Here is a 12562-nt window from a genome sequence, read left to right as displayed (position 1 = left end):
TGGTTAAACCAGGGGCTTAACCACCTGTCGTACTTTATTACCCGCGACCAGTTCCAGAAATTCATCCCCCAGCCGCTTGCTCTCATTGACCACCCGCTGCCAGTAGCGCACCCGTTCATCGTAGGTAAATCGGGCAAAATCATTGCGATCGGGTATTTTTCCATAGGGAAGCCGGTCAACAAATGCCTGTGATGGCGAGACAAGTACCATATTGTCGGTATTCTGCGGCAACGGCCTGCGATGCTTTAAGGCCTTATCAAACCAGCCGGGAATCATCCTTGAATAAAAGTGTGGATAAAGCACCAGACCATCACCCTGATGAAAGCGCATATCGAAGTGGTAATCGGTAAGCCCGCCATCCCGATAGCAGCCTGCGGGCGCACCAGAGATATTCTTTACACCCTGCATCACCGCCGGAATGGAGCCAGAGGCCATAATGGCATCCACCATATTATTTGCCGTCAGTCGTACATGCTCAGTGGGAAGATCATCGGCATGGTAAAAAGCAGGCTTATCTGAAGTGTCATAGGCTGGATGATAGAAAAGAGTACGGGTAAAAAAGGACGACAAATATTTTCTATTAATCAAATTACCCGTAGCGGCAAGCCCCAGGCCGGCCAGTTGTAGCGGTTTACGCTCAGAAGCGGTCAGTCCATGGCTTCTCACGGCAATCAGATTAAAACGAAAAACGGGATTATCAAGAATCTGTCCAACACTATCGGAGGAAACGATGGTTTCTACCAACTCTCTGGCTTTACGACTTATTTCAGCAGCATCTGGCTTGCTGGAATAACTGGTATAAATATAGCCCTGTTCAAAACGCTCATGGGCAGCCAGAGGATCATTCTGGCAGTAACAGCTGAAACGCCAGCTGCCGGCGGACGTGCCAATCAGATCCAGCGGTGATGTTCTGTCGCGGAAGTATTCGCCCAGCAGGGCTTTATCCAGGCCACTGAGCACAAACCACTTTGGACCACCAGAAGCGCCTACCATGACCTTGACACTCTCCTGGGGCAAACCATTGGCACGAATACTGTCCAATGCCTTTGCCCCGGCCTGAATATCAATCAGACTGTCCATACACCGCTCTCCCTGAAAATTACCAACCAGTGTTATCGATTATAAGGATGATGAGTATGCCAGTGTTGGGCAATCTGTTCCCGTGTACATAGCCATACCTGCTCCATGGATTGCACATAATCCAGGAAACGGGTCAGGGCTGCCGCTCTCCCCGGTCGTCCAGCCAAACGACAATGAAGGCCTATTGAGAGCATTTTGGGAGCCGTGGCACCTTCTTCATAAAGTACATCAAAAGCGTCTTTCAGATAACTGAAGAACTGATCGCCACTGTTAAAACCCTGGGTGGTGGCAAAGCGCATATCATTGCAGTCCAGCGTATAGGGAACCACCAGCTGGGGTTTACCAAACCGGGTATCCCAGTAGGGGAGGTCATCGGCATAGCTATCGGCGTGATATAAAAACCCTCCCTCTGCCACCACCAGCTGCTCGGTATTTGGACTGCAACGCCCGGTATACCAGCCGGTTGGGCGCTTACCGGTTACTTCGGTGTGCAGACGAATCGCTTCCTGCATATGGCGACGCTCTTCATCAACGTCCATAAACTGATAGTCAATCCAGCGATAACCATGGCTGGCAATCTCCCAACCGGACTCCATCATGGCTCTGACAGCTTGCGGATTACGCGCCATGGCCATGGCAACACCGTACACAGTGACCGGTATCTGCCTCTGTGAGAACAGCCGGTGAAGTCGCCAGAACCCGGCCCTTGAGCCGTACTCATAGATCGACTCCATACTGATATGACGCATGCCCTTATGAGCCGGAGCACCAATGATTTCCGAGAGAAATGCCTCCGATGCCTCATCACCGTGAAGAATACAGTTCTCGCCGCCTTCTTCGTAATTGATAACAAACTGAACCGCTATTCTGCTATTGCCCGGCCACTGGGGATCAGGCGTCGTTTTGCCATAACCAGCCAGGTCTCTTGGGTAGTCATCTGTCGTTAAAAGAGGGTCGAACGTCATTGGGCTCTCCATTTTTTTATTGCCTGCCTGATGGGTTCTATGGCATAAATGCTCAAAAAATTGACTAAATGGTCAAATAATAAAACCTATTCTATCAGGATAAAGTGCCGCAAAGCTCACACAAGTTGGCACTTTAGACCGTAAAAATAATAACAGCAGGTTCAACACATTAATGAATAACTCTTCTGATGATCTCGCCGCACACTGGCAGCAGACAAGAATTGATCTGGCAGCCCGTGCGCTGGGTGGGGATGTTCTCGACTGCAGCGATGATTTCTTTGCCGAAAAAGATAACCTGCTATTGGCTGAAGACCCGGTATTTCTGCCAGAAAAATATACGGCCTACGGCAAATGGATGGATGGCTGGGAGTCACGCCGCCGTCGCGATGCACCGGGTTTTGATGGCTGTGACTGGGTTATTGTGCGCCTGGCTGCTGTGGGTGAAATCGAAGCGCTGGATATTGATACACGTCACTTTAAAGGTAATGCCCCCGGCGCAGTGCAGCTGGACTACCTGCTTGATGATGCCGATCCCAACGAACAGAGCAACTGGCTACCGCTGACGGATCGGGTGGACGTAAAGCCCGATTGCCGAAACCTGATTACTCTGGATCAGTCTCCGAGAGTAGCCAGCCATATTCGTCTGCGAATTTACCCCGATGGCGGTGTCGCCCGTCTCCGGGTTTATGGCAAGGTTTATCTTGATCAGCGCCATCGCTTACCGGGTGAGCCCCTGGATCTGGCGGCACTGATGAACGGTGGCCGCTCCGTAGCCTGCAGTGACTCATTCTTTGGCCCTATGCAAAACCTGTTACTGCCAGGGCGTGGTGTTGATATGCATAATGGCTGGGAAACCAGACGTCGGCGGCAGGGGGGCAATGACTGGATGATGGTCAAGCTGGCTCTGCCCGGCACTATTCATCGCGTAGAAGTGGATACCCTGCACTTCAAGGGTAACTACCCTGACCGTTGCAGCCTGGAGGCCTGTACCTTTGCCGGGGATAACCCTGAAGATGCAACGGATCCTGTGCAATGGCATACCATTCTTCCGGAACAGAAACTGCATGCTCATCGCAACCATCGGTTCTTGAATGAGTTGCAGAACACGGAACAACCATACACCCATGTGCGTCTGAATATATTTCCTGATGGGGGGGTATCAAGGTTTCGCGTTCTTGGTTATGAGAGCGGTTTTGAGAGCGACGTTGAGGGGGAGTAGTTCATGACACTGGATGAGCTGAACAGTCTGGATATGGATAGCGCCCGGCATTTTTTCCGCCAATGCTGTACCAGTGAACATTGGCTGGAATCCATGGCCAATAACCGACCGTACTCCAGTAAAGATGAGCTTTTATCCACAGCGGACACCAGTTGGTCCGCCTGTGGAGAAAAAGACTATCTACAGGCTTTTGCAGGCCACCCGAAGATTGGCGACGTAAACAGCCTGAAAGCAAAATACGCCAATACCCGTGATATGGCCGGTCATGAGCAATCAGGCGCAGCCACTGCCAGTGACGAAACACTCAAGGCATTAGCAGACGGTAACACCGCTTACGAAACCCGCTTTGGCTATATCTTCATTGTCTGCGCCACCGGGAAGTCAGCAGATCAGATGCTGTCTCTGCTGAATGACCGGCTGAATAACCAGCCGGAACATGAACTGACGATTGCCGCTGCCGAGCAACATAAGATAACCCGGCTACGTCTGAACAAACTGATTGAATGGAGGCAAATGGCATGACCGGCATCAGCACCCATATTCTGGATACCGGTAGCGGCTTACCGGCAGAAGGAGTCCCTGTCTCCCTGTCAAAACAGGAAGGTGATGGCTGGCAGCCAGTGGGCAGTGGCATCACCAACAATGATGGCCGCATTCCAAACCTGGCGACAGATGACCTGAATCTTCCCAAAGGAGTGTATCAGCTGCATTTCGCCATTAAGGATTATTTCCAGAAGCATAAAGTCCAGTGCTTTTACCCGGAAGTTGTGGTGACGTTTGAAGTCAGTGATGACCGTCATCACCATGTTCCACTGCTGTTATCACCCTATGGTTACTCAACCTATCGGGGCAGTTAACACCAGCAGTTGATTCGAATAATAAAAACGAGAACAAGGCTTATGGATAAAGAAATACCAGCCCAGACGCTGAAGGTGGAAATACTGACCCGTGAAGCCTTTGAACCTTTTGGTGATGTACTCGAAACCCGGGATACACCGTTGGTGATCAATCAGGGTCGCTGTCAGAAATACAGCGACCTGACATCCGTCACCACGGATGATCAGGGTTACACGACAATGCATATTTATAAAACAGCCCCGATTAATCACACTTATCAACTGGACCTGTTAGAACGACACCCGCTGGGTAGCCAGACATTTATGCCCCTGGCAGGCCAGCGCTTTCTGGTGGTGGTGGCCCCTGGCTCCAGCGACGGTGCGACGCCCGACTGGTCATCCATTCGCTGCTTTCTGACCAACGGTAAACAGGGAGTTACCTACCACCCCGGTGTCTGGCATCACCCTTTACTGTCCGTTGATGGCGGAGAAGAGTATCTGGTGATCGATCGTAAGGGACCTGGTGATAACTGTGATGAGGTCCTGATGTCTGCGCCGTATATTGTGGAGGTGCCATGATGAGTCAATCGGTAGTTTGGCGAGCCTCTGTCCTGCACTTTCTGGAGGATCCGGCAAAACAACAGGGTTCAGAGGACGCGTGGGAGTTTTTCGAAGACGGTGCCCTTCTGGTTGAAGATGGTCTGATAACCCGATGCGGTCCCTCCGATCAGGTCTTTAAGAATCTGCCCGCCGGAACAGAAATAAAAGACCTCACCGGTCGCCTTCTGGTTCCGGGTTTTATCGATACCCACGTACATTATCCACAGCTTGAAGTACTGGCAGGCTGCGGTGTCCAGTTACTGGACTGGCTCAACCAGTACACCTTTCCGGCAGAGCAGAAGTTTGCTGATGAGCAATATGCCAGTGAGATTGCACAGTTCTTTCTGGATCAATGCCTCAGCCATGGAACCACCACAGCCCTGGTGTTTGGTACCGTGGCACCTCAGTCCGTTGATGCCTTCTTTCAACAAGCCCATCAACGAAATCTGCGTATGATCGCAGGCAAGGTGATGATGGATCGTAATGCCCCTGACTATCTGCTTGATACTCCTCAAAGCAGCTACGAAGACAGTAAAGCATTGATCAACCAATGGCATAACAAAGGGAGATTGTCGTATGCAGTAACCCCGCGTTTTGCCCCTACCTCATCATCGGAACAGTTGCACATGGCTGGCCGGTTATTGCGGGAACACGATGGTCTTTATCTGCACACCCACCTCTCGGAAAACCCGAAAGAGATTGACTGGGTTCAGGAACTGTTCCCGGACAGCAAACACTACGTGGATGTGTACGATCAGCATGGTTTGCTGGGCCCCCGGTCCGTATTTGCCCACTCAGTCCACCTGTGTGACCACAGTTGGCAGCGAATGGGCAGTTCCGGCTCATCCATCGCCTTTTGCCCGGGCTCCAACCTGTTTCTCGGTAGCGGGCTGTTTAATCTGAACCGGGCAAAGGCCCATGGCATCCCCACCGGTCTTGGCACCGATGTGGGTGGGGGAACCAGTCTCTGCCTGCTCAATACCATGAAAGACGCTTATCAGGTATCTCAGTTGCGGGAGGAAACCATCTCGCCGCTTCAAGCTTTTTACCTGGCCACATTGGGAGGTGCCAGGGCACTTCATCTTGACGACAAGATCGGTAGCTTCCGCACAGGCAATGAAGCGGATTTTCTGGTGCTCAATCCGGCGGCTACCCCAATGCTTCAATTCAGAACGGAAAAAACCAAAACACTGGAAGAGTTGCTTGGCGTGTTGATGGTGATGGGCGATGACCGGGTCATTGAAAAAACCATCATCATGGGTCAGGAAGCCTGAAAGCCGGAAGTGCTGACGACACCATTACGTCTATAACAACCGTCGCTCAGCATTTTCAATAATAAAATGAGTATTGAACCATGGAATCCTATCTACAAGAGTGGTTAAACCTGCTGTTTCGCTGGCTGCATGTGACGGCCGGTGTCGCCTGGATTGGCGCATCCTTTTATTTCAACTGGCTGGAAGGACGGTTGGAAGCTGCGCCAGCAAACAAGCAGAAAAAAGGCATCAAAGGTGAGTTGTGGGCTCTGCACGGCGGCGGTATTTATGAAGTGAATAAATATCATCTTGCCCCGGAAAAACTGCCGACAACGCTGCACTGGTTTAAATGGGAGGCTTATGTCACCTGGCTGAGCGGCATGGGTTTACTGGCCATTATTTATTACTGGGGGGCAGAGAGTTATCTACTGGCACCGCAGTCTGCGCTGTCGCCCATTCAGGCCATTGCCATCAGTATCGTCAGCCTGCTGACCGCCTGGCTGGTCTATGACCTGTTGTGCAAATCCCCGCTGTTCAAACAGGAAACGCTGTTTAGCGTGGTGCTGTTCTCGCTGGTGGTGTTTGCTGCCTGGGGCTACGCACAACTGTTCAGTGGCCGTGCCGCCTATATTCACGTCGGTGCGCTGATTGGCACCCTGATGGTGGGAAATGTGTTCAGGGTGATTATCCCTTCCCAGAGAAAACTGGTTGCTGCCGCTGAACAGGGGGATAGCAGCTTTGATCCTTCTGGTCTTGGAAAGAGTGCCAGGCATGCCTTGCTGCGCTCTCGCCACAACAACTACTTTACACTGCCGTTGTTGTTTATCATGATCAGTGGTCACTATGCCATGACCTTTGGCAGCCAGTGGAACTGGGCAATTCTGGCGGTTCTGGCTGCGGCTTCAGTGCTGGTTCGTCATTTCTTTAACCGACGCAATCAGGGTGCCATTTTAACCTGGCTATGGCCTGCAGCGGCGGTGTTGATGTTGACTCTGGCCTTTATTATCCGACCACAAATGGCTGCACAGCAGGCACCGATGGCAGAGCAAGCGGCGGTGGAGCAGAGCGATATTGTTGAGCTGGTTACTGCCCGCTGCAGCACCTGTCACTCGGCAACACCGACAGATCCTCTTTTTCAGTCACCACCCGGTGGTCTGGTTTTCCACGACTATGATTCCATCGCCAACAAGGCTGATAAGATTTTTAGCCAGACCGTACAGACTCAGATTATGCCATTGGCTAATCGCACGGGCATGACCGATGAAGAGCGCAATTTACTTGGCCTGTGGTATCAACAAGTGAAGTCTGAACAGAGTGTTCAGTAACGTGCAGGTTGGTACAAAAGCTAAAAATTTTTGATAAAGTGCTGGCGATAAAACCGAAGTTCATCAATAGACTCACGGATATCTTCCAGCGCAAGGTGAACACCCTTCTTGGAAAACTGCTCCAGTAATTCCGGCTGCCAGCGACGGGCCAGCTCTTTCAGGGTGCTGACATCAATATTCCGATAGTGAAAGTAGTCGTGCAGCTCTGGCATATATTGCCAGAGGAAACGGCGGTCCTGACCGATGCTATTACCGCACATTGGCGAAACGCCCTGGTCAGCGTGTTGGCGGAGAAAATCCAGCGTCATCTGCTCAGCCTGCTTTTCACTGATGGTGCTGGCTTTGACTCGATCCGTCAGGCCTGTGGCTCCATGGGTGTTAACACACCATTCATTCATGGCACCCAGAACGTCGTCACTCTGGTGAACCGCGAGAACCGGACCTTCCTCCAGAATGTTCAACTGGCCATCGGTAACAATTGTCGCGATCTCAAGAATCCGGTCATTGACTGGATCCAGGCCCGTCATTTCCAGGTCGATCCATACGAGATTATCCGATTTAGCCATCCAACACCCGGTCGTCAAAGTTTAGAAAGTCTGAACGGTTTGATAATTACCTGTAAGTCAGGAAAAAACCAACTGATTCAATAGATTATAGAGAGCTTTAGTTGCCTGTCCTGTCGCTGAAAAAAGATGGATCAATTTAAGGGCAGATAACGAATCAGCTGACATAATAAGTCTACTTCATTCATAATTGCAGCGAAATCAGCTCAACACAAATTTATGATACTTTCCAACCTTACAATTCAGACTCTCTCCCGCACATCATGAGTAAGCGCAAACTAACGCGCAGACAAAGCTGGCGCATTGAGAAAATTCAGGAAGAACGCAAAGCCCGCGCCCAAAAGCGTGAGGATAAGATTACCCTGGAACTTCAGGATGACTCCCTGGGGCCAGAGCAACCCGGGCTGATTATTGCCCACTATGGCGCACAGCTGGATATCGAACCCATTGGCAAACCCGGTGAGACCTATCGCTGCCACCTGAGGGCCAATCTGCCACCACTGGTGACCGGTGACCGTATCGTCTGGAGAGCTTCCAGCAAAGGCGGCATGGGTGTGGTAGTGGCACTTGAGGACCGTGACAGCCTGTTATCCAGACCGGATATGCGAGGACAGCTAAAGCCGGTAGCTGCCAATATTGACTACATTGTTCTGGTCATCGCCCCGGTGCCTGTTCCCCACTCAAACCTGATTGACCGTTATCTGGTGGCTGCGGAAACCGTGGGTATTGAGCCGGTCATCCTGCTCAATAAAACCGATTTGCTGGCAGGTGGAGCGAGTTGTCCATCTGCCAGTAAAGAGCTTGACGATATGCTGATTAACTATGAGCGTATTGGCTATCGCGTACTTAAAGCCTCCACCCGGACGGAAGACGGGCTCAATGAACTCAAGAGCCTGCTGAATGAACACACCAGTGTTTTCGTCGGCCAAAGCGGTGTCGGAAAGTCTTCCCTGGTCAATACACTGCTGCCCGGCGTTGATACCAAGGTCGGCCCGCTGTCCGAAAGCACCGGCAAAGGCACCCATACCACCACGGCAGCCAGGCTATTCCACTTCCCGGCCGGTGGTATGCTGATTGACTCCCCGGGGATTCGTGAATTCGGACTTTGGCACATGGAACCGGAAGACGTGTTGCACGGCTTTAAGGAGTTTCGTCCCTTTATCGGGCACTGCAAGTTCAGGGATTGCAGTCATGAACAGGAGCCGGGTTGTGCTATTCGCCAGGCCCTTCAGAATGGCGATATTCTTCAGGAAAGAATGGACAGCTACCAGAGTATTCTGAATTCTCTGGAAAAAGCCTGATACATGGTCTCAATGAGTTTGATGTGTACAATCTCCGTTCACCCTGAGCGGAGTCGAAGGGTGCTTGGTACGATCTATCAGAGTCCTGAGTTTCCGCTCTTCGACAGCTTCAGCACCAACGGCAGCCGTCGTCAGAAAATAGTGAACGCAGGTTGGGTGGGCAAATAATAAGCCGTTAAAAAATAAGCTGGGGCAGCTCTTTCTTTTTGAACACATTCAAGACACGGGTCTGCCCACAAGGTCCTCGCCATGTGGCACAATAGCTTTCCAAAGTTGTGCACAGCCAATCTGCTTCGATGCAAAAACACACTGGAAAAATGGTTCTTTCCTCAAGCTGTCAATTACGGTACCCGTGCCTCTGTACTGTGAATGCCAATTGTCCTGGCGATAGTAAAATTGCACCAGGCTCGCGTTGAGATTCACGGCCTGCCTGATGACAGAACGCCTTACGGTTTCTGTTTTGGGTTTATCATAAGGGTCTTTCATGACCGTATGCCCCAGAGTAATCACCCGCCCTTGGCGATTGAGAAATAAATAAGCCAGCAAACCATCGGTATCTGTTGTCCCAAAATGCCTTTCTACGTACGCTTTGGCTGATTGATTGCTGGGAATGCAAGCCGGCGTAAAGGCCAGATACTGTTTCAGTTGCTGAGGCAGAGGTAGAGGCAATGCCGCATATTCGCTTAACAAAATTTTTTTTCGGGAGAGTTGCTGTTGAATGGCCCGCCTGCACAGATGTTTCAGGGAACCAACCTTCAGATGTTCATCTTCGTGCAGGCCATAAAGCTCAGCCACGGTACCTTGCCACTGACAGCCAACAAATGGACACCTGAGGTAAAATTTGCTGATATGACGTCCCGTGAAATTATCAACGTTAATCAAATTACAATAACTGATATTTTCTGGAGTATCCGGCTTATTCTCAGCTGAGCAATGGTGACATAATCGATCTGTTGGTAGTGTCAGGGTTCTGTAATGGCTACAGTCCTTGCATAGCAAACGGCCACACATTGTCTGAACTAACCTTCGTGGTATTCCGCCACAATCAACGCAAACGCGATCCTCTGGAAACCGAATGCGCTCGCTGTTTTCCGGCAGCCACTGAGCATTGCTGACAGCGTATCCACCCCACAACACTCTGTTACTGTCGCTATCTACAACGCCGCCATGGGCACTGCCCATCAGTGGCAGTATCGGGCGGCTGACTGCTGGGTTCATGTTCATAGGTGCTCCAAACCCTGGCTTCGCCAGTCCTGAGAATTGGTCATCTGGCTTCCCGGTTGCCCTGCACAAATACGACACTCTCAAACTACAGGGCGGGCCCGTTCGCGCCTGGCACAGCTTTCCCTGGGAAAGCTACCGCGGAGTATCAGTGGTTTCATGAAAACTCTCCAAAGTGTCACACCATCAATATGCGCCAAATCGTCGCAAGCGTCCCAATGCACACAATTCCATCGCAAGGATTCAGCTACGGTGTCATTACCTTCACAAGCGGGATTCCATTTTTTCGGGTGGTAGTAAAACTGTATATAGAACGCTTTGCGGTCCAATGCCTGCTCGCGGACAAAGCGCTTTACAGCTCTTTTTTTGTCGGCATCAGAGGGATCCTCCACGACCGTAGACCACGTAGCCATCACCCGGTCCATATTATTGAGCAACAGGCAAACCAGCAAACCAGGGGATGTCACAAAGTACTTTTCTACATAGGCTTTGGCTGAGCGGTTGCTGGGCGTGTAACCCGGTGGCGCATTAGCCAGATACTGTTGTAACCCCTGAGGTAAGCGCAAGACAGTGCAGCATTCGCTTAACAGAATAGTATTATGACCAAAGCGGCGTTGAATGGCCGACCTGCACAGATGTTTAAGTGGAGAGACAGGGGAAGCATTCATCAGATGTTCACTTTCATGAATGCCGTAAAGTTCAGCCACCGTACCTTGCCACTGACAATTGGTGAATGGACACTTGAGGTAAAATTTGTCGATCGCACGTCTTTTGAATGGAAAAGCTTCGATCACGTTGCAAGCATCTATGTGTTCCTGCGTGGCAGGTTTTCCATTAGATGTGCATATATGACATAAACGACCTGGTGGGGTTGTCAGGGTTCGGTATTCGCTGCAGTCTTCACACAGAAGGGAGACGCAAGCTGTTTGTACTGCGTTGCGCGCCAATCCCTGACAATCAAAGCAAATACTCCTCGGTAATGAATAGAGATACTCTTTATTTTCTTCCGGAAAAGCCTCCACATTGCAAATGTGGTATCCGCCCCACAACACTTTGTTGCTGTAAATATCCGTAACTGGACCACAGGCACTGCCCATCAGCGGCAGTTTTTGGGCGCTGGCTACTGCGTTCATGTTTCCCGATCATCCAAAATCAATGTTGCAATGCAAATGGCCCCGGACAAGTCATGGAAATCACCGGTTCGGAGTGTGATGCTCATGATCAGCGTCCACTATAGCCAGAATCTGCTCTGCCTGCCGAATTGCACAGAGAAAATTTGATCAGTACGTTGATATTTGTGAAAGAAAATATACTCGTCAGAAACTTAGCCATGGCTATGGATGTAACTAATTATTTGATTAACAGTCAAATCGATTTAATTCGGTTTGTGAAGAAATCATGTGTCAATTACTAGCAACGTAACCGCCAAAATAACCCACGTCCTACCCCGCTGAGATTTGATCGTGGATCATAAAGCCTCTGACTACATGGAGGCTCCGATGACCACCCCAGAAACCACTAAAGAACAATGGCTGCAACGGATCGAAGCCTGGCATGACTCCGGGCTTAGCCAAAAAGCCTGGTGCCGACAAAACGGCGTCAGAACATCACAGCCTGGTTATTGGAAAAAGAAGCTGTGTGAAGGCATCTCAAGAATAAGCCGATCCGGCGGGGTTGACTATACGCTGGTTAAATTAGCGTTTACGTTCTATTGTTGTCATCCCCAGACGATTCTCCAACTGGAAACAGGTAATCCCCGAAGAAACCATGCAGTCATCTTCCTCCTCAGTAACCGCAGACACGGCATCCCCGTTAACATCCACTGAAGCCGGAAGGCACCGGCCAGCAAACAGTCGAAAACAAGGAAGAAAGCGATCCATGTCAGGTTACCAGGTGGAACAGACAACAACGGGCACTGGAACATTTCCACCGCATCAAATGCAATCTGAATCCGGGCCCATCCCATCCATAAAGCGCAGGCGTGTTACTGACAACAGCAAGAGTATTGTGTGTTCTGCAACTTCGCTACCTGCTAATCCGGAGCCAATGGAGACCGAACCGGCCATGCCTGCTGAGGCAGCTTCCAGGCTTCCGGGAGTGATCAGTTTCCTATCAAGAAACCTGCCAACAGTCAGCGACAACAGGCTATTAACTGGCAATGAACATACCTCAGCGATGGTGCAGGTCATGCCTGAACCA

The 12562-nt window shown here is 50.7% G+C and carries 14 protein-coding genes; 8 read left to right on the top strand and 6 right to left on the bottom strand.

Annotated features, from left to right (window positions below; genetic code table 11):
• Window positions 1-3: 3 nt before the first annotated feature.
• Complete coding sequence (locus ACO6VE_RS18095) at window positions 4-1080, bottom strand: patatin-like phospholipase family protein (RefSeq protein WP_422462707.1); 1077 nt, start codon at window positions 1078-1080, stop codon at window positions 4-6.
• Between the two features lie 32 nt (window positions 1081-1112).
• A complete protein-coding gene (puuE, locus tag ACO6VE_RS18090; protein WP_422462705.1) occupies window positions 1113-2045 on the bottom strand; it encodes an allantoinase PuuE in 933 nt (310 codons plus the stop codon).
• A gap of 172 nt (window positions 2046-2217) precedes the next feature.
• Between puuE and alc the strand changes: the two genes are divergently transcribed.
• From alc to ACO6VE_RS18060, 6 genes are all read left to right on the top strand, one after another.
• Window positions 2218-3264 (top strand): allantoicase, encoded by a 1047-nt coding sequence (alc, locus tag ACO6VE_RS18085; protein ID WP_422462703.1) that lies wholly within the window; start codon window positions 2218-2220, stop codon window positions 3262-3264.
• 3 nt (window positions 3265-3267) lie between these two features.
• Window positions 3268-3786 (top strand): 2-oxo-4-hydroxy-4-carboxy-5-ureidoimidazoline decarboxylase, encoded by a 519-nt coding sequence (uraD, locus tag ACO6VE_RS18080; protein WP_422462701.1) that lies wholly within the window; start codon window positions 3268-3270, stop codon window positions 3784-3786.
• Window positions 3783-4121 (top strand): hydroxyisourate hydrolase, encoded by a 339-nt coding sequence (gene uraH / locus ACO6VE_RS18075; protein ID WP_422462699.1) that lies wholly within the window; start codon window positions 3783-3785, stop codon window positions 4119-4121. The genes uraD and uraH overlap by 4 nt, the downstream gene beginning before the upstream one ends.
• 42 nt (window positions 4122-4163) lie before the next feature.
• Window positions 4164-4679, top strand: a complete 516-nt coding sequence (locus tag ACO6VE_RS18070; RefSeq protein ID WP_422462697.1) for an ureidoglycolate lyase — start codon at window positions 4164-4166, stop codon at window positions 4677-4679.
• Window positions 4679-5974 (top strand): guanine deaminase, encoded by a 1296-nt coding sequence (guaD, locus tag ACO6VE_RS18065; RefSeq protein ID WP_422462738.1) that lies wholly within the window; start codon window positions 4679-4681, stop codon window positions 5972-5974. Before ACO6VE_RS18070 ends, guaD begins: the two co-directional genes overlap by 1 nt.
• A gap of 80 nt (window positions 5975-6054) precedes the next feature.
• Window positions 6055-7278, top strand: coding sequence for a urate hydroxylase PuuD (locus ACO6VE_RS18060; RefSeq protein ID WP_422462695.1), 1224 nt, complete (start codon window positions 6055-6057; stop codon window positions 7276-7278).
• 20 nt (window positions 7279-7298) lie between these two features.
• Here ACO6VE_RS18060 and orn read toward each other — a convergent pair whose 3' ends face one another.
• On the bottom strand, window positions 7299-7844 hold the full coding sequence (orn, locus tag ACO6VE_RS18055; RefSeq protein ID WP_422462693.1) for an oligoribonuclease: 546 nt from the start codon (window positions 7842-7844) through the stop codon (window positions 7299-7301).
• Between the two features lie 260 nt (window positions 7845-8104).
• On the opposite strand from orn, the gene rsgA reads away from it, so the two are divergent.
• Window positions 8105-9142, top strand: a complete 1038-nt coding sequence (rsgA, locus tag ACO6VE_RS18050) for a small ribosomal subunit biogenesis GTPase RsgA (RefSeq protein WP_422462691.1) — start codon at window positions 8105-8107, stop codon at window positions 9140-9142.
• 216 nt (window positions 9143-9358) lie between these two features.
• Here the strand turns inward: rsgA and ACO6VE_RS18045 are convergent, their stop codons facing one another.
• Both ACO6VE_RS18045 and ACO6VE_RS18040 read right to left on the bottom strand, forming a co-directional pair.
• Entirely contained in the window at window positions 9359-10366 is a 1008-nt protein-coding gene (locus ACO6VE_RS18045) for a hypothetical protein (RefSeq protein ID WP_422449772.1), read from the bottom strand.
• Window positions 10367-10446: 80 nt separating this feature from the next.
• On the bottom strand, window positions 10447-11496 hold the full coding sequence (locus ACO6VE_RS18040) for a hypothetical protein (protein ID WP_422449773.1): 1050 nt from the start codon (window positions 11494-11496) through the stop codon (window positions 10447-10449).
• Window positions 11497-11862: 366 nt separating this feature from the next.
• Between ACO6VE_RS18040 and tnpA the strand changes: the two genes are divergently transcribed.
• Entirely contained in the window at window positions 11863-12189 is a 327-nt protein-coding gene (gene tnpA / locus ACO6VE_RS18035) for an IS66 family insertion sequence element accessory protein TnpA (protein WP_422449774.1), read from the top strand.
• Between the two features lie 108 nt (window positions 12190-12297).
• Here tnpA and ACO6VE_RS18030 read toward each other — a convergent pair.
• Window positions 12298-12562: hypothetical protein (locus ACO6VE_RS18030; RefSeq protein ID WP_422462689.1), on the bottom strand; the 265-nt coding region annotated here is incomplete at its 5' end.

The organism is Endozoicomonas sp. ALB115 (genome assembly GCF_049310245.1).
Lineage (GTDB): Bacteria > Pseudomonadota > Gammaproteobacteria > Pseudomonadales > Endozoicomonadaceae > Endozoicomonas.
The sequence above is the reverse complement of the archived record's forward strand: the minus strand, read 5'-3'. Positions and strand labels throughout refer to the sequence as shown.

Excerpts from the sequence above, each read along its gene's own strand:
- tnpA (WP_422449774.1), top strand. The coding sequence starts at position 11,863 with ATGACCACCCCAGAAACCACTAAAGAACAATGGCTGCAACGGATCGAA.
- guaD (WP_422462738.1), top strand. The coding sequence starts at position 4,679 with ATGAGTCAATCGGTAGTTTGGCGAGCCTCTGTCCTGCACTTTCTGGAG.
- ACO6VE_RS18045 (WP_422449772.1), bottom strand. The coding sequence starts at position 10,366 with ATGAACATGAACCCAGCAGTCAGCCGCCCGATACTGCCACTGATGGGC.
- ACO6VE_RS18095 (WP_422462707.1), bottom strand. The coding sequence starts at position 1,080 with ATGGACAGTCTGATTGATATTCAGGCCGGGGCAAAGGCATTGGACAGT.
- uraD (WP_422462701.1), top strand. The coding sequence starts at position 3,268 with ATGACACTGGATGAGCTGAACAGTCTGGATATGGATAGCGCCCGGCAT.
- uraH (WP_422462699.1), top strand. The coding sequence starts at position 3,783 with ATGACCGGCATCAGCACCCATATTCTGGATACCGGTAGCGGCTTACCG.
- alc (WP_422462703.1), top strand. The coding sequence starts at position 2,218 with ATGAATAACTCTTCTGATGATCTCGCCGCACACTGGCAGCAGACAAGA.
- ACO6VE_RS18070 (WP_422462697.1), top strand. The coding sequence starts at position 4,164 with ATGGATAAAGAAATACCAGCCCAGACGCTGAAGGTGGAAATACTGACC.
- puuE (WP_422462705.1), bottom strand. The coding sequence starts at position 2,045 with ATGACGTTCGACCCTCTTTTAACGACAGATGACTACCCAAGAGACCTG.
- orn (WP_422462693.1), bottom strand. The coding sequence starts at position 7,844 with ATGGCTAAATCGGATAATCTCGTATGGATCGACCTGGAAATGACGGGC.
- rsgA (WP_422462691.1), top strand. The coding sequence starts at position 8,105 with ATGAGTAAGCGCAAACTAACGCGCAGACAAAGCTGGCGCATTGAGAAA.
- ACO6VE_RS18060 (WP_422462695.1), top strand. The coding sequence starts at position 6,055 with ATGGAATCCTATCTACAAGAGTGGTTAAACCTGCTGTTTCGCTGGCTG.
- ACO6VE_RS18040 (WP_422449773.1), bottom strand. The coding sequence starts at position 11,496 with ATGAACGCAGTAGCCAGCGCCCAAAAACTGCCGCTGATGGGCAGTGCC.